Here is a 24,189-nt window from a genome sequence, read left to right on the forward strand (position 1 = left end):
GTCGGGAACCGGAATGTCCGGTCCCCGGATTTGTCATCACGGGGATGCGCACATCAAACGCGCCTGAAGGATCAGGCGTAGCGGCGCTGGCGGTCAGCGACCGGGGTGTAGCTCGCCTGCGCGGAATAGGCCTTGTCGCCAAGCTGGAAACGTCTGACCAGCGTGGACAGTTCGTCGGCCTGATCATCCAGCATTCTGGTGGCCGAGGAGCTTTCTTCTGACATGGCGGCGTTTTGCTGGGTATCCTGGTCCATCTGGTTGAAGGCCACACTGATCTGCTGGAGGCTCGAGGCCTGCTCCTCGGCGGCAGCCGTAATATCCGTGACAATGGCGTTGATCGAGTCGACCTGCGAGAGGATGCGCTTGAGTTCGTCGCCCGTCTTGGCGACCAGTTCGACGCCCCGTCCGACCTGCTGCCCCGAAAGCGATATGAGGCTCTTGATTTCCTTGGCGGCCTCCGCCGAACGCTGGGCAAGGCCTCGCACTTCAGACGCGACGACGGCAAAGCCGCGGCCCGCATCACCCGCGCGGGCTGCCTCGACGCCGGCATTCAGAGCCAGCAGATTCGTCTGGAAGGCGATCTCGTCGATCACTCCGATGATGCTGTTGACCTGGCGGGAGGATTGCTCGATATTTTCCATGGCCTGGACGGCTTTTTCGACCACCTGGCCGGATTCGATCGCGCTGGCCATGGTGTTGGAGACGACGTTTTTCGCATGCGTGGCCCCGGATGCGGTCTTGCGCACGTTTTCTGTCACTTCGTCAAGTGCGGCAGAGGTCTCCTCCAGTGCGGCAGCCTGCCGCTCTGTCCGCTTGGAAAGATTATCGGTTGCCGATGAAATTTCTGCCGTTCCAGAGCGAATGGACAGGGCTTTCTCCGCAACGTCGCGCAGGGCCTTCTGCATCATTTCGAAGGCGATGTTGCAATTGTCGCGCAATTCTTCGAACCCGGCCGGGAAGTCGTTGGGCAGCCGGGAAGTGAGGTTGCCGTCGGCGAGTTGACGCAAGGCGTTAGACACCATCTTAACGACATCGTTCTGCTTCTGCAACGAGGCCTCCATCCGCTCCTGGCCCATCTTGAGCTCATGGATGTCGACAATGCTACCGCAGCACCAGGTGGCGATCCCGTCAGCACCGCGGATCGAACCGCCGCGCGCGTTAAACCAGCGGTAGCTTCCGTCTTTCATGCGATAACGATATTCGACATTGAAGGGCGTACGGCCGGTCGTGTCCATGCTGTGAGCTGCGAAAGCCTTGAAGGTTGCCTCGCGCTCGTCGGGATGGATTTTATCGCCCCAGGTGCTTACAGTGTTCGGATAGTCGATTTCGTTTTCATAGCCGAAGATTTTCCGCATTCCATCGGACCATCTGAGGTCGCTTTTCGGGTGGCTGATATCGCCCTCGTAGAGCTTGCAGCGCCAAAGTCCGACGCCGGACTCGGAGAGCATAACCTCCGTTCCCGCCTTCAGGTTATCGTATTCTGCCATGAGAGCCTTGTAGCGCGTATCATTGAAACCGAACATATGCGATCCCCAGTTTGAAATTGAATTATTGATAAGAGACAATTGTTAAAATTACGGAAACCAAAAATATATTGCCTCTTTGTTAATTTAGTAAATCACTATACAATGATTTTGCTTCATTACTTGCTCACGCTCGCCACCTTGTTCATCCGTATTGCCCTGACCCGTATCAGCGCCCGGAAGGATCGTGGGGACCAACTGCCAGTCCGTCGAGAAACGCCTGCATCAAAGTGTTCAGAGCCTCCCGCTCCACCAAGCGCAGATGCGCGACCATTCGATGCTGGTTCTCGACATGCGCCGTCACCGCCCTGTTGACCAGCGCTAGTCCCTCAGGCGTCAGCGCCACGATCATGCTGCGCCGGTCGTCCGGGTTCTGCCCGCGCGATACTAAGCCGGCCTTTTCCAGCTGATCGATCCGGTTTGTCACCGTGCCGGAGGTGATCATCATGCTGTCCATCAGCGCGCCGGGGGAGAGGGCGTAGGGCGAGCCATGTCGTCGTAGAGTCGCGAGAACATCGAAGCCCGCGCTGTTCAACCCAAAGCGGGCGAAGACCTTTTCCTGTTCGCGCATGATCTTCTCGCGCAGGCGCCCCAGCCGGCCTATGAGCGCCATGGGCGCGACATCGAGGTCCGGCCGCTCCCGGTTCCATTGCGCCACGATCCTGTCGATGTCGTCCGATGTCTTCTCGCTCATCGCAAAACGTCAACATGAATTTATCTTGACGTCAAGATTTATCCATTTATCTTGAGATCAAGATAAATGGAGGCTCGCATGCCCGCCGTTGCCCTTTCGGATATCCTGCTGACCGCGCTCGCCCCGCTCATATGGGGCAGCACTTATATCGTCACGACAACCTTTCTGCCCGGCCTCGATCCGCTTTTCGTCTCGGCACTGCGGGCGCTTCCGGCGGGCATTCTCCTGCTCGTGTTTACGCGTCAGCTGCCGAGCGGAATCTGGTGGCTCCGGGTCTTCATCCTCGGTGCGCTGAATTTCTCGATCTTCTGGTGGATGCTCTTCGTGACGGCCTATCGCCTGCCGGGCGGAGTTGCTGCGACCGTGGGAGCGGTCCAGCCTTTTATCATCGTCTTCCTCGCCTGTGCTTTGGTCGGCACACCGATCCGTGCCGTCTCGGTAATCGCCGCCCTCGGGGGCGCGGTGGGGGTGGCGATCCTGATTCTCAAACCCGGTGCCGCCCTCGACCCGCTCGGCGTCGCGGCCGGTCTATTCGGCGCGCTCTCGATGGCCTTCGGGACGGTCCTGACGCGCCGCTGGCAGCCGCCGGTGCCGCTGCTGACCTTCACCGCATGGCAATTGAGCGCCGGCGGCATTCTGCTGCTGCCGGTCGTCTTCCTGCATGTCCATGATCTGCTGAATTTGACCCCCGCCAATCTCGGGGCAGTCGCCTATCTGAGTTTCATAGGTGCAGGGCTCACCTATGCGCTCTGGTTCCGCGGCATCGCCAGGCTCGATCCCAACCGCGTCTCGCAGCTGGCCTTCCTGAGTCCCGTTGCCGCAGTGACCCTTGGCCTGATCTTCCGCCATGAAATGCTGACGCCCTTCCAGTGGGCCGGCATGGCGCTGATCTTCTGCAGCATCATGCTCGGCCAACGGGGAGGGCGCGCAGCGAAACCTGTACCGGCTGATTAGCCGACCTGCGGTTCCTGGATCACGATGACCTTCGTGCCGGTCGGCACACGGTCGTAGAGGTCGATCACGTCGTAGTTCAGCATGCGGATGCAGCCGGACGACATGGCGTAGCCGATCGATTCCGGCTGGTTGGTACCGTGAATACGGAAATGCAGGTCGTTGCCGCCGCGGTAGAGATAGAGCGCACGGGCGCCGAGCGGATTGTTCGGGCCGCCGGGCATGCCACCGGCCAGCTTCGCATAACGATCCGGATCGCGCTTGATCATGTTCTGCGTCGGCGTCCAGCTCGGCCATTCGGCTTTGCGGCCTACATAGGCGTTGCCGCGCAGCTGCAGGCCTTCGCGGCCGACGCTGACGGCATAGCGGATCGCCTTGTTGTTGCCCAGGATGTAGTAGAGCCGGCGTGCCGGCGTATCAATGATGACGGTGCCGGGCTTCTCATCCGACGGATAGTCGACTTCCGCGCGGCGCAGTTCCGGCTTGATCTTGTCGAGTGGCATGCCCGGCAGGGGATGTTCTTCCTGCGGTCTTGGACCGTAATTCGCCGCCTGCTGGGCATTCTGCGTGGTGCAGCCTGCAAGCGCTGCTGAAAAGCCAAGAAGAAGGCTGCGACGGGTGATCGGCATGGGATTTCCTTCGGGGGGAGGAGAGGATTCGGTGCCGCAGAATTACCTTAATCATGGTAAACCGGAGGTTAACGGACAGGGGTTAACGCGTTCTTCGCGCGCTTACTCCAACCGTTTCAACACCCGGGGCAATGCGTCCTCAAAGAGCGTCATGTCGGCTTCCGGTCCGACACTCACGCGAATGCAGCGGTTCAGCGGGGCCACGCCGGGCAGGCGGATGAACACGCCTTCTTCCATCAATCCATCCACGATCGCGCGCGAATACGGCCCGTCGCGGCCTGTATCGATGGCGACAAAGTTGGTGGCCGACGGCAGCGGCGAAAGCTGGTTGGCCCGCGCAATGCCGGCGATGCGCTCGCGCGCCTTCCTGATGCGCGTCACCGTCTCTTCGAGATAGGCCTGGTCATCGAGAGCTGCCATGGCCGCTGCAATTGCAATCCGGTTCATACCGAAATGATTGCGGATCTTGTCGAATGCGTTGGCGTTTTCCGGCGTCGTGATGACATAGCCCACGCGCGAGCCCGCCATGCCATAGGCCTTCGAGAAGGTGCGGGTACGGATGACGTTCGGGAGATCGATCAGGCTTTCCACCGACGGGATTGCCTCGTCCGGCGCAGTCTCGCCATAGGCCTCATCAAGGATCAGGAGCGTGGTTTCCGGCAGAGCCTTGGCGAAGGCGACGATCTCCTCCGCCTTGTGCCAGCTGCCCATCGGGTTGTCGGGATTGGCAATATAGACCAGCGGCGCATTCTCGCGCCTGACCGCATCGAGCAGCCCGCCCAGATCTTCATGATCGTCCTTGTAAGGGACCGTCACCAATCGTCCGCCAAAGCCCGCGACCTGAAAATTGAAGGTCGGATAGCCACCCAGCGAGGTCACGACTGGCGTTTCCGGCAACACGATCATCCGCACGATCAGCCCGAGCAGTTCATCGATGCCGCCGCCGATGTTGATATGGCTGGCGGTGACGCCGAGATGGGCGGCAAGCGCCACCCGGAGATCGTAGTTTTCCGGATCCGCATATTGCCACGTCTCGCGCGCCGCCTGTTCCATCGCGACAATCGCCTTGGGCGAGGGACCGAAGCCGTTCTCGTTGGCGCCGATGCGGGCCTTCACAGTCAGGCCGCGGCTGCGCTCGATGGCTTCAGGCCCGATAAAGGGAATGGTGGTGGGCAGCGAATTGATGAGCGGCGTGAAGCGGCTGAAACTGGACATGCGACAAAGAAACTCCCGTGAGCGGCGCGCTGCAACGGCAGGCCGCGAGCGTGTTGCGCTACAATAGGAAGAATCGTGGGGCGGGCAAGGGGCCTATTTACCCCGGAAATAATCCGCGCGGATCATCTTGTGGATCAGATGCTCATCGATGGGGGCGATGAATTTAACCCCTACCTTTCGGTCGTTGCGGTAGATTTCCGCACAGCCGATGCGGTTCGGAAAGCCTTCGATCATCAGATAGTAATGCTTGGGCAGGCCGATGCAGTGTAAAAGTTCCAGCCCCGCGCCGGCGATCGAAATATCAACCACTTTCGCCTGCCGCTCGGAAAGGCCGGTCAGGCCGCGCCCGATCGTGATGATCCGGGCATTTTGCCGGACCTTGTGCGTCTCGAACGCCCGTTCGTACAGATCGGACCGCACCTCGGACATGTAGTTCACTTTATCCATCATGGTGGGTCCATCCTCTTGTTGAACCCACTGTGGGCCATATGCCTTCCGATGCAGTGAAGGAAACCGTTAAGATTTGAGCGACTCCCTGAAGAATTTTGAAGGCTGACGTTTTTTCACGTGACCGCCCGCCGGATGTTCAGTTGCTCGCCTCATACATGGCGCTGCGGCGCAGGATCATCTCCAGAAAATCGTCGGCCAGCAGCATGTTGAACTTGAGTGAAACCGATTCCAGGGTCCGCTTGACCAGCGTGCAGCCGATCTCGTCCCGCAGGCCGTTGATGATGATGAAGAAATGGCTCGGCACCATCAGGTCAGGCTCGACCTTCAGCTTCGCGCCGCTGACCGAAACATCCGCCATCATGCACAGCGCTTCGCTGGACTTGAAGTGATGGCCGATCATAATAAGCCGCGTCGGCAGGTTGACCGGAAATCGTTCGAAATCGAACTCGGCTCCCGGCCGGTGCGGTTCAGTCCCGAAAAAATGCAGGCCCATTTTGGCCTCCATGTCGACTGTTAAACCTGATTTTTATATTAGCAAGCGCGCATAGCCAGAAGCTTAATTTATTCTGTCAAGTTTTAGGCGTTTCCAGCTTTGGGAGCGCCTTCAGGCCGTGGTCCTGCCGAACTGACGCCTGTAGGCGGTCGGGCTGATGCCGAGCCGTGTGCGGAAATGATGCCGCAGATTGGCGGCGCTGCCATAGCCCGCAAGGCGCGCGATCTCTTCCAGATCCGCTGCCGTGCGCATCTCCAGCAGGCGCTGCGCTTCCCGCAGCCGGGCCATGGCGATCCATTCTCCCGGTGGCAATCCGCTCGCCGTCTCAAAACGGCGCTGAAAGCTGCGCAGACTCATCCCCGCCCGCCGCGCCAGCATCGCCAGCGGCAAATCGGCGGCGATGTTCTCCCGCATCCAGTCGAAGAGAGGGCTGAACCGTTCCTTCTCGTGATCGCGCGCGACCGGGCCCGGAATGAACTGCGCCTGCCCGCCCTCGCGGTGTGGAGGGACAACGAGGCGCCGCGCCACGCTGTTGGCGGCGTCCGTGCCGAAATCCCGACGTACAACGTGAAGGCAGAGATCGATCCCCGCCGCACTGCCGGCCGCCGTCAGCACAGCGCCATTGTCCACATAAAGAACCGAAGGATCGAGCGCGATATCGGGAAACCGCGCCGCGATCGCACCCGCATAGCGCCAATGCGTCGTCGCCTTCAGTCCTGACAGAAGCCCAGCCTGCGCCAGCACCGTAATGCCGGAGCAGAGCGACATGATGCGCGCGCCACGCCGGTTTGCGCCCTGCAAGGCGGCCATAAGCGGCTCCGGCACCGCCGCATCGATGGCGCGCCAGCCGGGAACGACAATCAGATCGGCGCGCTCCAGATCCTCAAGCCCGCCATCCGCCGTGACCGTCAGTCCGCCCGCGGCGCGCAACGGGCCATTCTCGACCGCGACGACCTGATAGCGATACCAGTCCGACGCCATTTCCGGACGCGGCAGGCCGAAGACCTCATAGGCTACGCCAAACTCGAATGTGCAGAGCCCGTCATAGGCGAGCACGGCGACAAGCGGTCCGTGGGATGTGGTGGAACGATCTGGCATGATTTTAACGCTAGTTGTCATTCGCGCCAATTTCAAGCCGCGCCCCTTTTCCATAAAAAATTCGGGAACTGCTCGCACCAGAAAGGAGCCAAGCCATGCCAAGTCCCGTCTCCGAAGTCCCCGCCGCCGTCAGCGCTGAAGCCGAGCGGCATTTCGCTGCGAAGTTTTCCTTCGAGGCCGATTGCTGGGATGTCCATGCCGCACTCGAATCTCGCTCTGCGGACTTCGTTCTTCTCGACGTTCGCTCGCCTGACCTTTTCCGAAGATCGCATGTGCCCGAGGCGCTGAACTTGCCGCATGGGAAGATGACGGCGAACCGCATGGCCGACTGGCCGGCCGAAACGCTCTTCGTCGTCTATTGCGCAGGTCCCCACTGCAATGGAGCCGATCGCGCCGCGCTGCGCCTTGCCCGCCTCGGTCGTCCGGTGAAGATCATGATCGGCGGGATGACCGGCTGGGCCGATGAGGGGTTTGGATTCGCCGGTGAAGCGGATTGAAATCGCTTTTCAATCCGGCACGTCGCCGCTAGGTTCGCCCTCGTTGTACGAGATGAGGTGGGACGTGTCTGATCGTTTGGTTATCATAGGGGGAGGGCAGGCGGCATTCGCCTGCGTTGCAAAGCTGAGGGCGCTGAATGACATGCGCCCCGTCACGATCCTGTCCCGCGAGGCAAGCTATCCCTATCAGCGTCCGCCGCTTTCGAAAAAATATCTGCTGGGCGAAATGTCGCTCGACCGGCTGATGTTCCGACCGGTGGAATGGTACGCTGAAAACGCTGTGGAGGTCATGACCGGAGTCAGTGCGGTTTCGGTCGATCGGATGTCGAAGACGATTCAGCTCTCCACCGGCGAAAGCCTTTCCTATGACAAGCTGGTCTTTGCCACGGGCTCTGCACCGCGCAACCTGCCCGAAGCGCTCACCCACGGCCTGTCGGGCATCTTCACGATTCGGAGCTTTGCAGACGCCGATCGCCTGCGCCCACACATGCAGGCCGGCAAGAGGCTGCTCGTCATCGGCGGCGGCTATATCGGGCTGGAGGCTGCCTCCGTCGCGCGCCATCTCGGCCTCGAGGTGGCGGTCATCGAAGCCGCCGACCGCATCCTGGCCCGCGTCGCGGCTCCGACGACAGCGGCGCTGTTTCGCGACATTCACCGCGCCCACGGCGTCGAACTGCTGGAGGGAGTCGGACTTGCGGCGCTGACGGGTGAGGCGGGCCGCGTTACCGGTGCTGAACTTTCCGACGGGCGTCATCTGGATGTCGATCTGGTCATTGCCGGCATCGGCGCCTATGCCGAGGACGCACTGGCGCGCGCCGCCGGGATCGCCTGCGGCAACGGCATCACCGTCGACGCCTATGGCGGCACCTCCGATCCGGACGTCTATGCGATGGGCGATTGCGCCGAACAGGCCTGGAAGGGCCTGCATCTGCGCATCGAATCGGTCCAGAATGCCGTCGATCAGGGCGAGAACGTTGCACTCAATCTCACAGGCGCGCGGGAAGCCTATCGGCCGAAGCCCTGGTTCTGGTCGGATCAATATGACGTCAAGCTACAGATAGCGGGCTTCAACCCCGGGTACGACGAAACGATCACGCGCGCCGGCACGCGCGAAGGCGCGTCCTCCGTCTGGTACTTTGCCGGCGCTGAACTGATCGCCGTGGACGCGATCAACGACGCCAAGGCCTATGTCACAGGCAAGAAGCTGCTCGACGGCGGGCGCACCACGGGACTGCGCGACGCCATCGCCGATCCGGCGACAGACCTGAAGTCGCTGATATGACGCCCGCGTTCTACGGCTGTCTGCAGTGAAAAGTCCAACGATAAAAGGGAGTTGTTCGTGGCGGAGAGGAAGGGATTCGAACCCTCGATACCCTTTTGAGGTATACTCCCTTAGCAGGGGAGCGCCTTCGACCACTCGGCCACCTCTCCAACCACGTTGCGGCTGATAAAGAAAAGCCCGCATTGAATCAACAGCAAACTTCATCAAAAAGATGCCGTCTCGCCGCTGTGCACAGAAGCCGCCCTGTGAAATTGATTCCACATGGAAGGGAATCGCCGCGGAACGAGTCGGTGCCCGCAGGCATCATTCCGCACCTTTTGATTGCGCATAACTCGCATGCAGCAACCAAATAAAGAATTCTGCTGATGCTGCGGCAGGCCGCAAGCCTGTGTCAAAACGGGATCTGCCGGGTTTTCGACCGCGGCACAAAGATTGATAAAGTCTTAATTTTCCGGCAACAAGCCATTGTTCAGAAAGAGCTTTTGTTAATCCCATGGTAACGAATTCCCGTAGCGTCTGCCCAATTCGTGTCATTTCCGCAACATCGGATCATGAAGCAGCGGGATTCGATGGGCCGAAAAGCAGTTGGTGATTGCGCCGACTAAACCGTTTTGTATTTTCAACACCGGAAGCGAGGCGGAAGACGCCGCTCTTCTTAAGCTTTGGGATCGGGCAGGGAAGCTGCCTTGCAGTTAACCCGATCCGAATTTGAACATTTGACTGGAGGTCAAAAATGAACATCAAGAGCCTTATCCTCGGCTCCGCAGCTGCCTTCGCAGTTGTATCCGGCGCACAGGCCGCTGACGCCATCGTCGCCGCTGCTCCGGAACCCATGGAATACGTCAAGGTTTGCGACGCATTCGGCACGGGCTACTTCTACATCCCCGGCACCGAAACCTGCCTGAAGATCTCGGGCCTGGTTCGCGCACAGCTGAACTACTCCAACGCCCCGCTGATCGGCTTCGCAAGCCCGGTCAACCCCGGCTACAAGTGGTCGTCCTACACGGGCTCGCAGTTCCGCCTGAACGTTGAAGCCAAGAACGACTCGGAAGTCGGCACGGTTTACTCGTTCATCCAGGTTCGTGGCTATAACGGCCAGGAAGCCGGCACGGGCGTTAACACCGGCACGACCTACAACGGCGGCTACCGCGCTTACTTCTACGCTGGTATCGACGCTGGCGCATACGGCTTCGAAGCTGGTACGTACGACAGCTACTGGACCCGTTTCTTCGGTTACGGCGGTTACACGGATGACGGCGGTTCCTACCAGTACGCCGATAACTCCTACGCTTCGTTCTTCGGCAAGGTCGGTAACATCGCTTACACGATCGGCGTTGACGACCTGACCCGTTACGCTGGCGACACCGCTGGTATCAACGCTGCTGTTAAGGGCACGTTCGACAACGTTTCCGCAGCTCTCGGCGCAGACTACGACATCGCTTCGAAGGCCTTCGGTATGAAGGGCTACGTAGAAGGCAAGTTCGACCCGATCTCGCTCAAGGTTATGGGCATCTACTCGGCTAAGGACAACAACTTCTACGCTCCGGCTCGCGGCTTCACGCTCATCGTCGGCGGTAAGGTTCAGGCAACGAAGCAGCTCTTCGCTGCTGTTGACTACTCCTACTCCTTCACGCCGAAGACCTGGAACGTTGTTGGCGACCTCGGCTGGAACGTTGCCAACGGCTTCGCAGTCCTCGTTGAAGGCAAGTACACGAGCACGAAGGTTACCTCGGGCTTCCTGCGCTTCCAGCGCAACTTCTAATCCGCAAGGGTTTTTGGGAGGTCCGGTTTTCCGGACCTCCTTTCTCTATCCGGTGGCATGACTGTCCGGCAAAACAAAGAAGTTCGCGAATAAACGCGGCGTATATATGAAGCTGACCATGAGGCGGGCTGTGAGTTCGTTGTCCTGGTTTCACACTCAACTCTTTGAATGGGGTCTATCATGAACATCAAGAGCCTTCTTCTCGGCTCCGCAGCGGCTTTCGCAGCCGTTTCCGGTGCGCAGGCTGCTGACGCGATCGTCGCAGCTGCTCCGGAACCCATGGAATACGTCAAGGTTTGCGACGCATTCGGCACGGGCTACTTCTACATCCCCGGCACCGAAACCTGCCTCAAGATCGGCGGTCTCGTTCGTGCACAGCTCGACTATGGCACGAAGCCGAACCTTGTGAACACAGTTGGCGCCACCAACCGCGGTTACAACTGGTCGTCCTACGCAAACAGCCAGTTCCGCGTGAACATTGATGCCAAGAACGACTCGGAAGTCGGCACGATCTATTCGTCGATCCAGCTCCGTGGCTACAACGGCCAGACCGCCGGAACCGGCATCAACACCGGCACGACCTACAACGGCGGTTATGTTGCTTATTTCTACGCTGGTGTTGACGCTGGCGCATACGGCTTCGAAGCCGGCTCCTACGACGGCAGCTACTGGACCCGTTTCTTCGGCTTCGGCGGCTTCACGGATGACGGCGGCTCCTACGTCTACAACGACAACGCCTACGCAGCATTCTTTGGCAAGGTCGGCTCCGTATCGTACACGGCTGGCGTTGACGACTTCACGCGCAATGCAGGCAAGACCGCTGGTCTGAACGCTGCTGTCAAGGGCGCATTCGGCCCGGCTGAAGCCGCTCTCGGCGTCGATTACGACATCGCTGCCAAGGCCTTTGGTATGAAGGGTTACGTCTCCGGCAAGTTCGACATCGTCAGCCTCAAGCTGATGGGTCTGTACTCGGCCAAGGACAACAACATGTATGCTCCGGCACGTGGCTTCACGATGGTTCTGGGTGGCAAGGTTGACGTCACGAAGCAGCTCTTCGCTGCTGTTGACTACTCCTACTCCTTCACGCCGAAGACCTGGAACGTTGTTGGCGACCTCGGCTGGAATGTTGCCAATGGCTTCGCAGTCCTCGTCGAAGGCAAGTACCAGAGCTCCAAGCAGACCTCGGGCTTCCTCCGCTTCGAGCGCACGTTCTAATATCGGAACATTGGAGCGGGTCGTTCGGCCCGCTCCATTTTCTTGCTGCGGGCCGGACGCATTGCGTTCCGGCCCGTTTGCATTTGTAAGTGGCGTTGCGTGTGATTCTTGTCGGCGTGATTTTCTGACCGGCGGATCCTGTTTGAGACGATGCGCAAGCCGCCGGGGTGGGGCCTTTAGGGTAATTCCAGCGAAAGTGGACACCGGTTTCGTGTCCGTAATTACGTAAAAACAAAAAGATAGAGAGTTTTCGCGTTTCAGTGAAACACGAAACTCTAAACGGGAGGTCGTCTTCCTGTTTCCACGCTTTCTGCCGCCCTGAAACCGAAAGAGACCGACAGAGGAGCGCGTAGCGCGTCCGTTGGGGACACTCAGGCCAGTTGAAGCGCCTTAGCTGCACTAAGCCCGAAAATGTTCTCGCTTGGGTCGTGCCGACGCGGGGGGGGGGGCGGGGCCTCGCGCTCGTCGGCGGCCATCAAGTTCATATTGACGTGACGGCTTCGATGCCGGCCTTCGGCCCGCGCTTTTCAGACGCGGGCGTAGATGTCTTCGATGCGCTGCGTATCGTCTTCGGCGATATAGCTGCCGGTGCGGACCTCGATGAGTTCAAGCGGCAGCTTGCCTTCGTTGGCGATGCGGTGGACCACACCGACGGGGACGTAGACGGATTCGTTCTCGGTCACCAGGCGGGTGTGGTCGCCGATTGTGATCGTCGCCGTGCCGCTCACCACGATCCAGTGCTCCGAACGATGCATGTGCTTCTGCAGCGACAGAACCCCGCCGCAATCGACCGTGATGTGCTTGACCGCATAGCGCGCGCCGTCCACGACGCTGTCCACCGTGCCCCAGGGGCGATGGCTGCGGCGATGGCCCTCGGCCTGCGGAACCGAACGGCTCTTCATTTCGTCAACAAGCTTCTTAACGTCCTGAACGCGGGTCTTCGGAACGACCATGACGGCATCGCGGGTGGAGACGGCGATCAGATCCTCGACGCCGACCAGCGTCGTATAGATGCCTTCCGAATGGATGAGGCAGCCGGAGGCGTTCAGCGCCATACCCTCGCCATACACGACATTGTCCTTCTCGTCGCGGTCCAGCACTTCCCAGATCGCATCCCACGAGCCCACATCCGACCAACGGAAATGGCCGGTAACGACCGCCATTTCCCTTGTCTTTTCAATGACGGCATAGTCGATCGAATTCTTCGGCGCGCGCTCGAAACTCTCCTGGTCGAGACGCACGAAGCCGAGATCGTGGCTGGCCTTTTCGACAGAAGCTTCTGCCGCATCGAGAATCTCCGGCGCATATTTGCGGAATTCGGCGATCATCACGTCGGAGCGGAAGAGGAAATTGCCGGAGTTCCACAGATAGCCCTTGCTCAGATAGTCAAGCGCCTTTTCGGCGTTCGGCTTTTCGACAAAGGCATCGACCAGCGCCAGATCGGGATTGCCATTGATTGCCGTACCCGGGCGGATATAGCCATAGCTGGTGCGCGGCTCGGTCGGCTTCAGGCCGAAGACGACGATCTTGCCGTCGCGAGCGGCCTCGGCGCCCAGCGCCACGGAGCGTGTGAAGAGATCGTCATCAAGAACCAGATGGTCGGCGGCGAGCGCCAGAACCAGCGAGCTGCCAGCGCGGCGCTCCGCCATCACGGCCGCTACGGCCACCGCAGCGGCGCTATCGCGACGCGCCGGCTCCAGCACGACCGTCGCCGGATGTCCGGCCGCCTCGGCCTGACGGCGTGAGAAAAAGCGGAAGGCCTCGTTGGTGATTACGATCGGAGCATCATAGACCTTCGGATCGCCCACCCGGCGCAGCGTCTCCTGATAGCTCGACATCTCGCCCGTCAGAGGCTGAAACTGCTTCGGAAGATCGTCCCGGGAAACAGGCCACAGTCGCGAGCCCGCACCGCCGGCCAGAAGGATCGGGATGATTTTCTCCATAACCATGAAAACTCTCTCCAGTCAGGTCTGTCTGCCCCGGCACGGCAGGTGCCGGTCACACCATATCAATTGGTCGAAGCCGCACAGGCTCCGCGTGATGTTTGGGGCCATCAGCCCGGTGAAATCGCCGGGCAACATATAGGACAGGCTGCGTCAGGAAAACCCGGCGCTGCGAGAAACCTGATCGCGTGGTTTATGCTGCGCGGTTCAGGAACGTCCCGATGACCGCAGGTGTTCCCTCCAGGTGGAGCAGGGGCGCATGGCCCTGATCAGCAACCAGAAGCACGGCCATGTGCGGATTGCGATCCTGCATCCGCACCAGAATTTCAGGTGTCAGCAAAACCGAGTTCTCTCCGCGGATCGTCATGAGCGGATTGGCGCGAAACAGATCGAACTGGTCCCAGAGTTCCGGCAGCGGCTGGTTCAGATCGAGCGCAGCCGTGGCCTCGGCAATGGCGGGATCGTGATCCGGCTCGTAGCGCCCGTCCGTCTCCTTAAGGGTTGCCTGCGCGAACTCCATCCAGTCCGCATCGGTCAATCGGGGAAAGGCTGGACCATGCACCAGTTTCAGCGAAGCCGCCGCCGCGCCAAGGCTTGCATAGGCAGGACGCTGGGCCAGATAGGACTGAATATGCCGCAGCCCTTCCAGCCCGATGGCAGGCCCGACATCGTTGAGAATGACCGCGCCGAGAAGCTGCGGCTGCAGGGCCGCCAATATATGCAGGATCAGCCCGCCACGCGATGTGCCGATAAAGGCGGCACGGCTGATGCCGAGCGCGACCAGAACGGCGAGCACGTCGCCCGCTTCGTGCAACACGGTGTAGCGCGCGTGATCGCTGTCCCAGGAGGACTCACCGCGTCCGCGCGTATCGATGGTGATCACCCGGCGCGGCGACAAGGTGTCGGACGACAGAATGACCGCAAGCGGATGGAAATCCCGGCTGTTGCGGGTGAGCCCTGCAAGGCAGACCACCGGCAGCCTTTCCTGAGCCCCCGGCGCATCGCCGCCGTAGTCGCGCGCATAGAGCATGATGCCATCTGATGAGGGGATGCGGTGTTCAAGATAGGGCGCGGTCATGGAAGGGGGCTCCTGCGAAATACGTCAGCTACGTTAATTCACGATGCCGGGGAAAGATATCGCGGTCGAGAATCTGCCTGAGGCTTTGCCGGGATTTTTCCGTATGACGTCGCATGTTCGGCACCCGACGGCTTCAGCCGCCCGCGGTCAGATCGGCCTTGATATTGGCGGGCAGCCCAAGCTGGAGCTGATAGGCCTCGAAATTCTCCATCACGCGCATTACGTAGTCGCGGGTTTCGGGGTAGGGGATGGATTCGACCCAGTTGAGGACGAATTCGAGGTCCTTGCCGCGCGGGTCGCCGAAGCGTTTCAGCCATTCGCGCACCTTGCCGGGGCCGGCATTATAGGCGGCAAAGGTCAGCACATAGGAGCCGGCCTGCCGCTTGATCTGGTTGTCCAGATACTGGGTGCCGAGGATCGCATTATAGGCCGTGTCGGCAGTCAGTTTCTCCGGCGCATAGGCGAGGCCCAGCTGCGATGCCATGTCCTTGGCTGTGCCGGGCAGAATCTGCATCAGCCCCACGGCCCGCGCCGCCGAGACGGCCTGTGCATTGAAGCCGCTCTCCTGCCGGGCAATGGCGTAGGCCAGCGCGAGCTGGGTTCCGGACAGGCCGGCTGTATCGGGAATGGCGCCCAGCGGATAAGCCAGCCCCGCGTCGTCGCCGCCCTTGGCATAGGCCTTCTTCCCGATGTCGAGGGCCAGCGCGCTATCCTGCTCACGCTTTGCCTTTTCCGCCAGGATCGTCAGTCCATCGGGGTCCTCGATCTGGTCGGCAAGGCCGCGATAGAGGCGCTTGGCCGCAGCGGGATAATTCGCCTTCTGGAGCAGGTCTATGGCGCGCACGCTCTCGCGGCCGGCAAAGAGCAGCCGGTCGGAGGCCGTCGGCTGGTTTTTGTCCTCATCGGCCGCCGGGGCGCCGCCTGCAAGCTCGGTTGCGGCAATCAGACCGTAGAAGGAATGATCATAGGCTGATGCGTCCTCGAAATAGGCTTTTCCATCACCGCCCGCCGCCTTGTCGGCACGGCCGAGCCAGTAGAACGCGCGCGAGGCCGTCTGTGGCGTTGTTGCCTCTTCCAGCAGCCGTTCGAAATGCGTTTTCGCGAGCTTTCCGTCGTTCAGGCCGATCAGTGCATACCAGCCGGCATGAAATTCGGCATCCGCCGTGGCAGCAGGCGATGCGGCGACATGTCCGGCGGCCAGATCATAGGCGGCCTTGATCTTGCCCTGTTCGAACAGGCCGCGGCTGACGATGCGCTGTTCGTGCCACCATTCGTCGGAATTCACCCGCTCGGACGCTGCCGCGGGAAGCTTCTGCAGAAGCGTGGCGGCACCGTCGAAATCGTTTGCCTGTTCTTTTTGCATGATATTGGCAAAGAGCAGCGCACTGTCATTCTTGAAGCCAGCTTCGGCGGCTTTGAGAAGCTGCGGCGCTTTCGGGCTCTGCTTGATCACACCGCTCCAGGCGTCATAAAGCGGTTGCGCATTGCCCAGCTTGGCAAAGCGCGCGGCCTGCTTGATGCGATCGCGATAAAGCAGATAATCCATGCGCGCCCTGTGATCGGCCGGCGTCAGAATGTCGGAAAAACGGCTCAACACCTCGCTCTCGAGCCAGGTGTTGAGCGAATTCGTCGCCCAGAGGCTGGTGATCATGCCCTTGGCCCGGTCGGTCTCGCCCACGCTTTTCAGCGCCCGGGCATAGAGCAGGGTTCCTTCCGGCGTCTGCGGAGCCCGAAGCCGGAAGGCGGCGAAGATGGCGTCGTCGCTCGGCCGTTCGCGATAGAGCGCGCGTTCATATTGGCGGTCGAGATCGCCAAGCCCGGGCCAGCCGGCCAGATCCTCCCGGGCTGACAGATATTCCGCGCTCGATATGCCCGGGAGACCGGAGCTGACGATCGCATAGGTCAGCGCCTTGCGTTCGATGCCGTCGCGCGGCACGAGATCGTCGCGGGCGTTCAGCGCCGCCTGAACGTCGTTACGCTTCAGCGCTTCGATCCCGCTTTGGAATGCGCCTTGCGATGCGGCGATGATCGCCTTCTGCGGGGTTTTGTCAGACGGTGTTGCCGCATCCTTCCCGGCGCCGATAAAAGCCGGTGTCGACACGCTGTAAAGCAGCACAGGACCCATCGCCTCCCACCCGGCAACAGGTGCGAGGACGGCCAGGGCTATGGCGATGGGCGCGCTCACTTTCGTCATGCGTCTCTATGAGTCTTCCGTCATAAAATAGCGCTGCGGCATTGCATAAAGCTTGTCCGGGTTACGATTTTCGTTCTTCCAAGGCGTCACAAACTCCTCTAAGAAACGCGATCGGGAACAAGGTCTGAAGCTCGAAGCAGAAAGCGCCTGACCAAGAAGAATAATCAGGATTGCGGCTAAAGCTTGTATTGGCCGCCAGTGAGGTAATGCCGCATGTTCAAGGGATCAATGCCCGCGCTCGTCACACCCTTCACACCGGACGGGAAAATCGACGAAAAAGCCTTTGCTGAACATGTGGACTGGCAGATCAAGGAAGGCTCCAGCGCGCTCGTGCCCGTTGGTACGACCGGTGAGTCGCCGACGCTGTCGCATGCCGAACACAAGCGTGTTGTCGAACTCTGTATCGAGGTGACGGCGGGACGCGTCCCGGTCATCGCCGGGGCCGGCTCGAACAACACGGTCGAGGCGATCGATCTGGCGCGCCACGCCGAAAAGGCGGGCGCCGATGCCGTGCTTGTCGTGACGCCCTATTATAACAAGCCGACGCAGAAGGGCCTGATCGCGCATTATTCAGCGATTGCCGAGGCGATCACGCTGCCGATCATCATCTACAACATCCCCGGCCGTTCGGTCATCGACATGAGCGTGGACACGATGGCGACGCTCGCCAAGGCGCACAAGAACATTGTCGGCGTGAAGGATGCCACCGGCAAGATCGAGCGCGTTTCGGAGCAGCGCATGGCCTGTGGTAGGGATTTCATCCAGCTCTCGGGTGAGGATGCCACCGCGCTCGGCTTCAACGCCCACGGCGGCGTCGGCTGCATTTCGGTTACGGCAAACGTTGCGCCGCGCCTCTGTGCCGAGTTCCAGGCGCTCACCCTCAAGGGAGATTACGCGGCAGCGCTCGAATATCAGGATCGCCTGATGCCGCTTCACAAGGCCATCTTCCTTGAACCCGGCGTTGCAGGCTCTAAATATGCTCTGTCGCGCCTTGGCCGCATGAGCGAAACCGTTCGCTCTCCGCTGGTCGGGCTCGAGCCGTCCACCAAGGCTGCGCTCGATGCGGCCATGAAACATGCAGGATTGATGAACTGATGGCACCCAAGGGTAGCGAGCGCGTAGTGAAGAAGGTCGTTGCGGAGAACCGCAAGGCCCGTTTCAACTATGAGATTCTCGATACCTATGAGGCTGGCCTCGTGCTGACGGGGACCGAGGTCAAGTCGTTGCGCGAAGGCAAGGCCAATATTGCGGAGTCCTATGCCTCTGACGAGGATGGGGAAATCTGGCTGATCAATTCCTATCTGCCGGAATATCTGCAGGGCAATCGCTTCAATCACGACACCCGCCGCCGCCGCAAGCTGCTTCTGTCAAGGCGCGAGATCCATCGCCTGCGCGTCGGCGTCAACCGCGAGGGGATGACGCTGGTCCCGTTGAAGATCTATTTCAACGAAAAGGGCCGGGCGAAGATGGAACTGGCGCTCGCCAAGGGCAAGAAGCTGCACGACAAGCGGGAGACTGAAAAAGAACGCGACTGGAACCGCCAGAAGGGCAGGCTCCTCAAGGACCGCGGCTAAAGCAATTCCAGCGAAAGTAGGCACTGGTTTCGCGTCCGGAATTGCGGCAGGCGAACAAGCAATTCCAGCGAAAGTGGGCACCGGTTTCACGTCTCAGTTGCGAGAACCGCGAAATCCAAGCGCTACGCCTGACGTCAGAATTGTTTGTAAAACTGCGAATGCACCGGTGCGCTGACGGCATCCATCGCGTCGGCAGGCAGGCCTGCTCCTCTGTCCAGTGCGTCCAGAATGCTTCTCAGCCGTTGAATATCCGCGTCATCGCTGTCCTGCTTGCGCCGGTTGCGTGGCTCGGGAAAATGCCGCGACGCTTCGCCCGCCAGCAGCATGTCAACATTGGTAATCTCGGTGGAAATGCCGAAGGTTTCGACCGACTTCTGCAAAAGTTCAGGCAGGTCGGCTGAAGGAGAGGTGGGCTCGGACTCAGAGGTGACAGAAACGATCTTCATCGTCCCAGCTTGGCAGATTCTTGTTTATGATCTGCCAAGCCGCACGGTTAACAAACCGTCATCTCAGTCCTCGACGTCTTCCGTCACGTGTTCATGAACGCGGGCCTGCCGTTCGGACGGGTCGCGGCCGACTTCTGCCTTAAGCGAATTCAGGTCGATGAAATGATCGGCCTGACGGCGCAGATCATCGGCGATCATCGGCGGCTGGGTTGCCATGGTGGAGACGACGGACACCTTGCGGCCGCGGCGCTGCAGCGCCTCGACAAGGGTGGTGAAATCGCCATCGCCGGAGAAAATCACCAGGTGATCGACCGTCTCGCACTGTTCCATCGCGTCGATGGCCAGCTCGATATCCATATTGCCCTTGATCTTCCGACGGCCGAGCGAATCGGTGAATTCCTTCGCCGGCTTCGTGACGACGCGATAGCCGTTATAGTCGAGCCAGTCGATCAGGGGACGGATCGAGGAATATTCCTGATCCTCGATCAACGCGGTGTAATAGTAGGCGCGCAGTAGGTAGCCGCGCTTCTGGAACGCTTTTAACAGCTTGCGATAATCGACATCGAACCCGAGGGATTTTGACGCGGCATAAAGATTCGCGCCATCAATGAAAAGTGCAATTTTTTCTCTTGGGTCGAACATCGATCCATCCCTAGTCTGCGTCGCCTTTTAAGAGGCGACTAATATTGTAAGGGAAAACCGTCAACATGTTAAAACGGTTTTGAACCCTTATTATCTGGTGGTGGGTTGCCTCACAAGCAACCGTATATCGATAGATTTGCCAATGAATTGCAACCAAATTAGGCCGTATTTGACCTAACGGCGACTTCAACCCCTGAAGGCTCATAAAGTTCCCGATGTTAAGGAAAAACTTGAACTAGCCGCGCTTTGCCTGTATCGAAGCCGCAATCCCTTAAGGAAACGAATTCACGAAGGACAGGCCATGGCCCGCGTCACAGTAGAAGATTGCATTGATAAAGTCGATAACCGGTTCGAGCTTGTTCTGCTCGCCAGCCATCGCGCGCGTCAGATTTCGCAAGGCGCCGGTATCACGGTTGATCGCGACAACGACAAGAATCCGGTCGTCGCGCTCCGCGAAATCGCTGACGAAACGCTGTCTCCGGAAGATCTGAAGGAAGACCTCATCCATTCGCTGCAGAAGCATGTCGAAGTGGATGAGCCCGAGCCCGATCCGGCATCGCTCGTCGGTTCGGCTGCAGCCGGCAACGATCTGGAAGAGGAAGATCTTCCCGACACGCTCACCTTCGACCGCATGTCGGAAGAAGAACTGCTGGCCGGCATCGAAGGTCTTGTGCCGCCGGAAAAAAGCGACGATTATTGATTTTGCCACATTTTAGTCGCTGACAGGTTTATGACTTGCTGCGACATTTGAATGCGCCGGTTCATGTGATCGGCGCATTTGCGATTCCGGGGAGACGTGCTTCATGATGCGACAATACGAGCTTGTTGAGCGCGTTCAGCAATACAAGCCGGATGTCAACGAAGCGCTGCTCAACAAGGCCTATGTCTACGCCATGCAGAAGCATGGCATGCAGAAGCGCGCCAGCGGCGATCCCTATTTTTCGCATCCGCTCGAAGTCGCTGCCATCCTCACCGACATGCATCTGGATGAGTCGACGATCGCGGTCGCGCTCCTGCATGACACGATCGAGGACACGACCGCGACGCGCGCCGAGATCGACGAACTCTTCGGCAAGGATATCGGACGGCTTGTTGAAGGCCTGACCAAGATCAAGAAACTCGAACTCGTCTCGCAGAAGGCCAAGCAGGCCGAAAATCTGCGCAAGCTGCTGCTGGCGATTTCCGACGATCTGCGCGTTCTTCTCGTCAAGCTGGCCGACCGCCTGCATAATATGCGCACACTCGACGTCATGCGCGACGAAAAGCGTCGCCGCATTTCTGAAGAAACGATGGAAATCTATGCGCCGCTGGCCGGCCGCATGGGGATGCAGGGCGTTCGCGACGAACTGGAAGAGCTCTCCTTCCGTCACCTCAATCCGGAAGCCTGGGATACGGTGACGAAGCGTCTCGCGGGCCTCTCCGCCAGCAATGAAGGCTTGATCGAGAATATCGAGCGCGAGCTGACCGAACTGCTCTCCCAGAACGGCCTGACCAGGGCCGTGGTCAAGGGACGCCAGAAGAAGCCCTATTCGGTCTTCCGCAAGATGCAGTCGAAGTCGCTTTCCTTCGAGCAGCTTTCCGACGTCTACGGTTTCCGCATTCTCGTCGAGGATATCCCGTCCTGCTATCGCGCGCTGGGCATCGTACACACGCGCTGGCGTGTCGTGCCCGGTCGCTTCAAGGACTATATCTCGACGCCGAAGCAGAACGATTATCGCTCGATCCACACGACCATCGTCGGCCCGTCCCGCCAGCGTATCGAGCTGCAGATCCGCACGCTGCGCATGAACGAGATCGCCGAATACGGTATCGCCGCGCATTCGATCTACAAGGACGGGCAGAGCGGGCAGGCCGAAGACACGCTGGCGCGTGAGTCGAACGCCTATTCCTGGCTGCGCCAGACCATCGAGGCGCTGTCCGAAGGAGACAATCCGGAAGAATTCCTCGAGCACACCAAGCTCGAACTCTTCCAGGATCAGGTTTTCTGTTTCACGCCCAAGGGCAAGCTGATCGCTCTGCCGCGGGGTGCCACCCCCATCGACTTCGCCTATGCCGTCCACACCAATGTCGGCGACACCTGCGTTGGCGCCAAGATCAACGGCCGCATCATGCCGGTCGTGACGCGGCTTGCGAATGGCGACGAAGTGGAGATCATCCGCTCCGGCGTACAGGTCCCGCCTGCCGCCTGGGAAGAGATCGTCGTCACCGGCAAGGCGCGCTCGGCCATCCGCCGCGCCACGCGGCTTGCCATCCGCAAGCAATATGCCGGCCTCGGCTACCGTATTCTGGAGCGCACCTTCGATCGCGCTGGCAAGGTCTTCTCCCGTGACGTGCTGAAGGCCTCGCTGTTCCGGCTCGGCCACAAGGAGGCGGAGGATGCCATTGCTGCCGTCGGGCGAGGGGAACTGTCGTCGCTCGACGTGCTGCGGGCCGTCTATCCGGACTATCAGGACGAACGCGTCACGGTGAAGCAGAATGTCGATGACGGCTGGTTCGCCATGAACTCGGCCTCTGGCATGATCTTCAAGGTGCCGGGCCAGCAGAAGTCGCCGTCTGGCGAGCCCATGCCCTTCCGCGGTCTGTCCAATGACATTCAGGTTCATTTCGCCACCGGTGGCGCGGTTCCCGGCGATCGAATCGTCGGCATCCTCGACGGCGAAAAGAGCCTCGCGATCTATCCGATCCAGTCGCCGGGGCTTCAGCAGTTCGAGGACGAACCGGATCGCTGGATCGATGTGCGCTGGGATCTCGACCTTGCCAACAAGTCGCGGTTCAATGCCCGCATCATGATCAGCGCCATCAACGAGCCGGGAACGCTGGCCACCATCGCCCAGAATGTTGCGACGACCGATGTGAATATCGCCACGCTCACCATGACCCGCGTTGCGGCCGACTTCACGGAGATGCAGCTGGAACTCGAGGTTTGGGACCTGCGTCAGCTCAACCAGCTGATTACGCAGCTGAAAGAGCTTCAGTGCGTCGCAACAGTGAAGCGTCTGTTCGAATAATCCGTTCCAACAAATTGAAAACAAAAGGTTAAATTTTTGGCATGCGTTTGGCGCATGGCTGCCAAGACAAGCTTGCGCTTGTTTATGTTGCGATGCAGCATTATCTTGGTGGACGTAAACAGATGTTGATCAAGAAGGACGACAAAGATGTTCGGCTCGCTGAAAAAAGTGGCTCGTGCGCTCCGCATTCCCACGGAGCAGGAACGCGAAATGGCTTACCTCAATGGCGCAAAGGATCGTTATGATCTCGAGTTTCGCATGCGTCAGATCGATCGTGGCGACTTCCGCCGTGGTCAGTTCTAAAGACTTGGGTTGAGCTTACCGGCAGCCTCTGGCGCGATGCGCTTTGGGCTGCTCTCCGGAAGACGAAGATGCAGGGTGCGGGTTCCGCGCCCTTTTTTATTGTCTTCTTGCGCCGTCGGCACCCTCGCTTCCGGCAACTATGTCGCGCTCCGCAACCTGCATTTCTCATTGTTTCTGAATGTACCAGGCCATATATGCAGGCCCATGAAACACAAAGCCTCAGAAATGAATCTCGAAGCAGCTGAAGGCCTGCCGCGCAAGCGTATGACATTCAGCCGCGCCATGCGCTATCAGCTGCTGAAATTCGTGCGCATCCGGGCGACCCCGCATGCGATCGGCATTGGTGTCGCTGCCGGCGTCTTTGCGGCCTTCCTGCCGTTGGTCGGTGTGCATATGGCGCTGGCGGCAGCGTTGGCCTGGCTGCTCGGCGGCAACATGATCGCCGCGGTGGCCTGCACGGTGCTGATCGGCAATCCCTTGACCTATCCGTTCATCTGGGCCGCCACATGGGAGGCAGGGCAGATGATTCTTGGCTCCAAGGCCAAGTCCATGGGCACCATCCATCTGCACGAACTGGTTCACAAGCTGTCGCTCGGCGAGCTTTGGGCTCCGATCCTCAAGCCGCTGCTGATCGGCTCCATTCCGCTTGGGATTGCTGGCGGATTGGTGGGCTATTTTGTCATGGTACAGGCCGTGACGATCATCCGCGCAAGACGGCAGTCGCGGCTTCAGGCATCCTGAAGGAACGAACGACGGGGGCAGGGCATGATCATCGGAATTGGCAGCGATCTCATTGATATCCGGCGCGTCGAAAAATCCATCGAGCGCTTCGGTGACCGCTTTACCCATCGCTGCTTCACCGAGGTGGAGCGTGCCAAATCCGACCGCCGCAAGGAGCGCGCCGCATCCTATGCGAAGCGCTTCGCTGCCAAGGAGGCCTGTTCGAAGGCGCTCGGCACAGGTTTGGCACAGGGCGTCTTCTGGCGTGACATGGGCGTGGTGAACCTGCCCAGCGGCAAGCCAACCATGGCGCTGACCAACGGGGCGGCCGAACGGCTTTCCGCCATGACGCCGGAAGGCCATTATGCGGTGGTTCATCTGACCATCACCGATGATTTTCCGCTGGCTCAGGCATTTGTAATCCTGGAAGCCCTTCCTTTGCCGCAATTGCCGGAAACCTGACAGGTCTGAT

The 24,189-nt window shown here is 59.9% G+C and carries 25 protein-coding genes and 1 tRNA gene; 12 read left to right on the forward strand and 14 right to left on the reverse strand.

Annotated features, from left to right (window positions below; genetic code table 11):
• Positions 1-71: 71 nt before the first annotated feature.
• Both LQK83_RS06785 and LQK83_RS06790 read right to left on the reverse strand, forming a co-directional pair.
• Positions 72-1,523: a methyl-accepting chemotaxis protein gene (locus tag LQK83_RS06785; RefSeq protein ID WP_230836607.1), complete on the reverse strand. Its 1,452-nt coding sequence runs from the start codon at positions 1,521-1,523 to the stop codon at positions 72-74.
• A gap of 169 nt (positions 1,524-1,692) precedes the next feature.
• Positions 1,693-2,217, reverse strand: a complete 525-nt coding sequence (locus LQK83_RS06790) for a MarR family winged helix-turn-helix transcriptional regulator (protein WP_230836608.1) — start codon at positions 2,215-2,217, stop codon at positions 1,693-1,695.
• A 78-nt stretch (positions 2,218-2,295) separates the two neighbouring features.
• Here LQK83_RS06790 and LQK83_RS06795 point away from each other — a divergent pair, with 78 nt between their 5' ends.
• Positions 2,296-3,171: an EamA family transporter gene (locus tag LQK83_RS06795; protein WP_230836609.1), complete on the forward strand. Its 876-nt coding sequence runs from the start codon at positions 2,296-2,298 to the stop codon at positions 3,169-3,171.
• Here the strand turns inward: LQK83_RS06795 and LQK83_RS06800 are convergent.
• The 5 genes from LQK83_RS06800 to ftrA form a co-directional block, all read right to left on the reverse strand.
• Positions 3,168-3,797, reverse strand: coding sequence for a L,D-transpeptidase (locus tag LQK83_RS06800; protein WP_230836610.1), 630 nt, complete (start codon positions 3,795-3,797; stop codon positions 3,168-3,170). The two genes, LQK83_RS06795 and LQK83_RS06800, sit on opposite strands and share 4 nt — an antisense overlap.
• A 102-nt stretch (positions 3,798-3,899) precedes the next feature.
• The gene (locus LQK83_RS06805; RefSeq protein ID WP_230836611.1) at positions 3,900-5,012 is read right to left on the reverse strand and encodes a pyridoxal phosphate-dependent aminotransferase; all 1,113 of its coding nucleotides are present in this window, start codon (positions 5,010-5,012) and stop codon (positions 3,900-3,902) included.
• A gap of 93 nt (positions 5,013-5,105) precedes the next feature.
• Positions 5,106-5,459, reverse strand: coding sequence for a PilZ domain-containing protein (locus tag LQK83_RS06810; RefSeq protein WP_230836612.1), 354 nt, complete (start codon positions 5,457-5,459; stop codon positions 5,106-5,108).
• A gap of 139 nt (positions 5,460-5,598) precedes the next feature.
• Positions 5,599-5,955: a PilZ domain-containing protein gene (locus LQK83_RS06815; RefSeq protein WP_230836613.1), complete on the reverse strand. Its 357-nt coding sequence runs from the start codon at positions 5,953-5,955 to the stop codon at positions 5,599-5,601.
• A gap of 111 nt (positions 5,956-6,066) precedes the next feature.
• Complete coding sequence (ftrA, locus tag LQK83_RS06820) at positions 6,067-7,074, reverse strand: transcriptional regulator FtrA (protein ID WP_230836614.1); 1,008 nt, start codon at positions 7,072-7,074, stop codon at positions 6,067-6,069.
• Positions 7,075-7,148: 74 nt separating this feature from the next.
• Here ftrA and LQK83_RS06825 point away from each other — a divergent pair, with 74 nt between their 5' ends.
• Positions 7,149-7,550 carry a rhodanese-like domain-containing protein gene (locus LQK83_RS06825; RefSeq protein ID WP_230836615.1) on the forward strand — a complete coding sequence of 134 codons (402 nt, stop codon included), beginning with the start codon at positions 7,149-7,151 and terminating at the stop codon, positions 7,548-7,550.
• 64 nt (positions 7,551-7,614) lie between these two features.
• On the forward strand, positions 7,615-8,832 hold the full coding sequence (locus LQK83_RS06830; RefSeq protein WP_230836616.1) for an NAD(P)/FAD-dependent oxidoreductase: 1,218 nt from the start codon (positions 7,615-7,617) through the stop codon (positions 8,830-8,832).
• Between the two features lie 58 nt (positions 8,833-8,890).
• On the opposite strand, the gene LQK83_RS06835 is transcribed toward LQK83_RS06830, so the two are convergent.
• A tRNA-Ser gene (locus LQK83_RS06835) sits at positions 8,891-8,981 on the reverse strand.
• 154 nt (positions 8,982-9,135) lie between these two features.
• Positions 9,136-9,327: a hypothetical protein gene (locus tag LQK83_RS06840; protein ID WP_230836617.1), complete on the reverse strand. Its 192-nt coding sequence runs from the start codon at positions 9,325-9,327 to the stop codon at positions 9,136-9,138.
• 238 nt (positions 9,328-9,565) lie between these two features.
• Here LQK83_RS06840 and LQK83_RS06845 point away from each other — a divergent pair, with 238 nt between their 5' ends.
• Both LQK83_RS06845 and LQK83_RS06850 read left to right on the forward strand, forming a co-directional pair.
• A complete protein-coding gene (locus LQK83_RS06845) occupies positions 9,566-10,594 on the forward strand; it encodes a porin (protein ID WP_230836618.1) in 1,029 nt (342 codons plus the stop codon).
• Positions 10,595-10,774: 180 nt separating this feature from the next.
• Complete coding sequence (locus LQK83_RS06850; RefSeq protein WP_230836619.1) at positions 10,775-11,809, forward strand: porin; 1,035 nt, start codon at positions 10,775-10,777, stop codon at positions 11,807-11,809.
• A gap of 527 nt (positions 11,810-12,336) precedes the next feature.
• Here the strand turns inward: LQK83_RS06850 and LQK83_RS06855 are convergent.
• The 3 genes from LQK83_RS06855 to LQK83_RS06865 all read right to left on the reverse strand — a co-directional run bounded on the left by LQK83_RS06855 (position 12,337) and on the right by LQK83_RS06865 (position 17,024).
• Positions 12,337-13,758: a mannose-1-phosphate guanylyltransferase/mannose-6-phosphate isomerase gene (locus LQK83_RS06855; protein WP_230836620.1), complete on the reverse strand. Its 1,422-nt coding sequence runs from the start codon at positions 13,756-13,758 to the stop codon at positions 12,337-12,339.
• Between the two features lie 187 nt (positions 13,759-13,945).
• Positions 13,946-14,830 (reverse strand): alpha/beta fold hydrolase, encoded by an 885-nt coding sequence (locus tag LQK83_RS06860; protein ID WP_230836621.1) that lies wholly within the window; start codon positions 14,828-14,830, stop codon positions 13,946-13,948.
• A gap of 133 nt (positions 14,831-14,963) precedes the next feature.
• Entirely contained in the window at positions 14,964-17,024 is a 2,061-nt protein-coding gene (locus tag LQK83_RS06865; protein ID WP_230836622.1) for a lytic transglycosylase domain-containing protein, read from the reverse strand.
• A 213-nt stretch (positions 17,025-17,237) separates the two neighbouring features.
• Between LQK83_RS06865 and dapA the strand changes: the two genes are divergently transcribed.
• On the forward strand, positions 17,238-18,119 hold the full coding sequence (gene dapA, locus LQK83_RS06870) for a 4-hydroxy-tetrahydrodipicolinate synthase (protein ID WP_230836623.1): 882 nt from the start codon (positions 17,238-17,240) through the stop codon (positions 18,117-18,119).
• Positions 18,119-18,598: an SsrA-binding protein SmpB gene (smpB, locus tag LQK83_RS06875; RefSeq protein WP_230836624.1), complete on the forward strand. Its 480-nt coding sequence runs from the start codon at positions 18,119-18,121 to the stop codon at positions 18,596-18,598. Before dapA ends, smpB begins: the two co-directional genes overlap by 1 nt.
• A gap of 134 nt (positions 18,599-18,732) precedes the next feature.
• Here the strand turns inward: smpB and LQK83_RS06880 are convergent, their stop codons facing one another.
• Positions 18,733-19,044 carry a hypothetical protein gene (locus LQK83_RS06880; RefSeq protein WP_230836625.1) on the reverse strand — a complete coding sequence of 104 codons (312 nt, stop codon included), beginning with the start codon at positions 19,042-19,044 and terminating at the stop codon, positions 18,733-18,735.
• A 63-nt stretch (positions 19,045-19,107) separates the two neighbouring features.
• Entirely contained in the window at positions 19,108-19,686 is a 579-nt protein-coding gene (locus LQK83_RS06885) for a LabA-like NYN domain-containing protein (RefSeq protein ID WP_230836626.1), read from the reverse strand.
• A 301-nt stretch (positions 19,687-19,987) separates the two neighbouring features.
• On the opposite strand from LQK83_RS06885, the gene rpoZ reads away from it, so the two are divergent.
• From rpoZ to acpS, 5 genes are all read left to right on the forward strand, one after another.
• Positions 19,988-20,386, forward strand: a complete 399-nt coding sequence (rpoZ, locus tag LQK83_RS06890; protein WP_230836627.1) for a DNA-directed RNA polymerase subunit omega — start codon at positions 19,988-19,990, stop codon at positions 20,384-20,386.
• Positions 20,387-20,489: 103 nt separating this feature from the next.
• A complete protein-coding gene (locus LQK83_RS06895; RefSeq protein WP_230836628.1) occupies positions 20,490-22,694 on the forward strand; it encodes a RelA/SpoT family protein in 2,205 nt (734 codons plus the stop codon).
• Positions 22,695-22,841: 147 nt separating this feature from the next.
• Positions 22,842-22,997 (forward strand): DUF3563 family protein, encoded by a 156-nt coding sequence (locus tag LQK83_RS06900; RefSeq protein ID WP_109858159.1) that lies wholly within the window; start codon positions 22,842-22,844, stop codon positions 22,995-22,997.
• Positions 22,998-23,222: 225 nt separating this feature from the next.
• Positions 23,223-23,738 carry a DUF2062 domain-containing protein gene (locus LQK83_RS06905; RefSeq protein WP_230836629.1) on the forward strand — a complete coding sequence of 172 codons (516 nt, stop codon included), beginning with the start codon at positions 23,223-23,225 and terminating at the stop codon, positions 23,736-23,738.
• Between the two features lie 24 nt (positions 23,739-23,762).
• On the forward strand, positions 23,763-24,179 hold the full coding sequence (gene acpS, locus LQK83_RS06910) for a holo-ACP synthase (protein ID WP_230836630.1): 417 nt from the start codon (positions 23,763-23,765) through the stop codon (positions 24,177-24,179).
• Positions 24,180-24,189 lie beyond the last annotated feature (10 nt).

Origin of the sequence: Rhizobium sp. C1, from assembly GCF_021026335.1 — a bacterium.
Lineage (GTDB): Bacteria > Pseudomonadota > Alphaproteobacteria > Rhizobiales > Rhizobiaceae > Ensifer_A.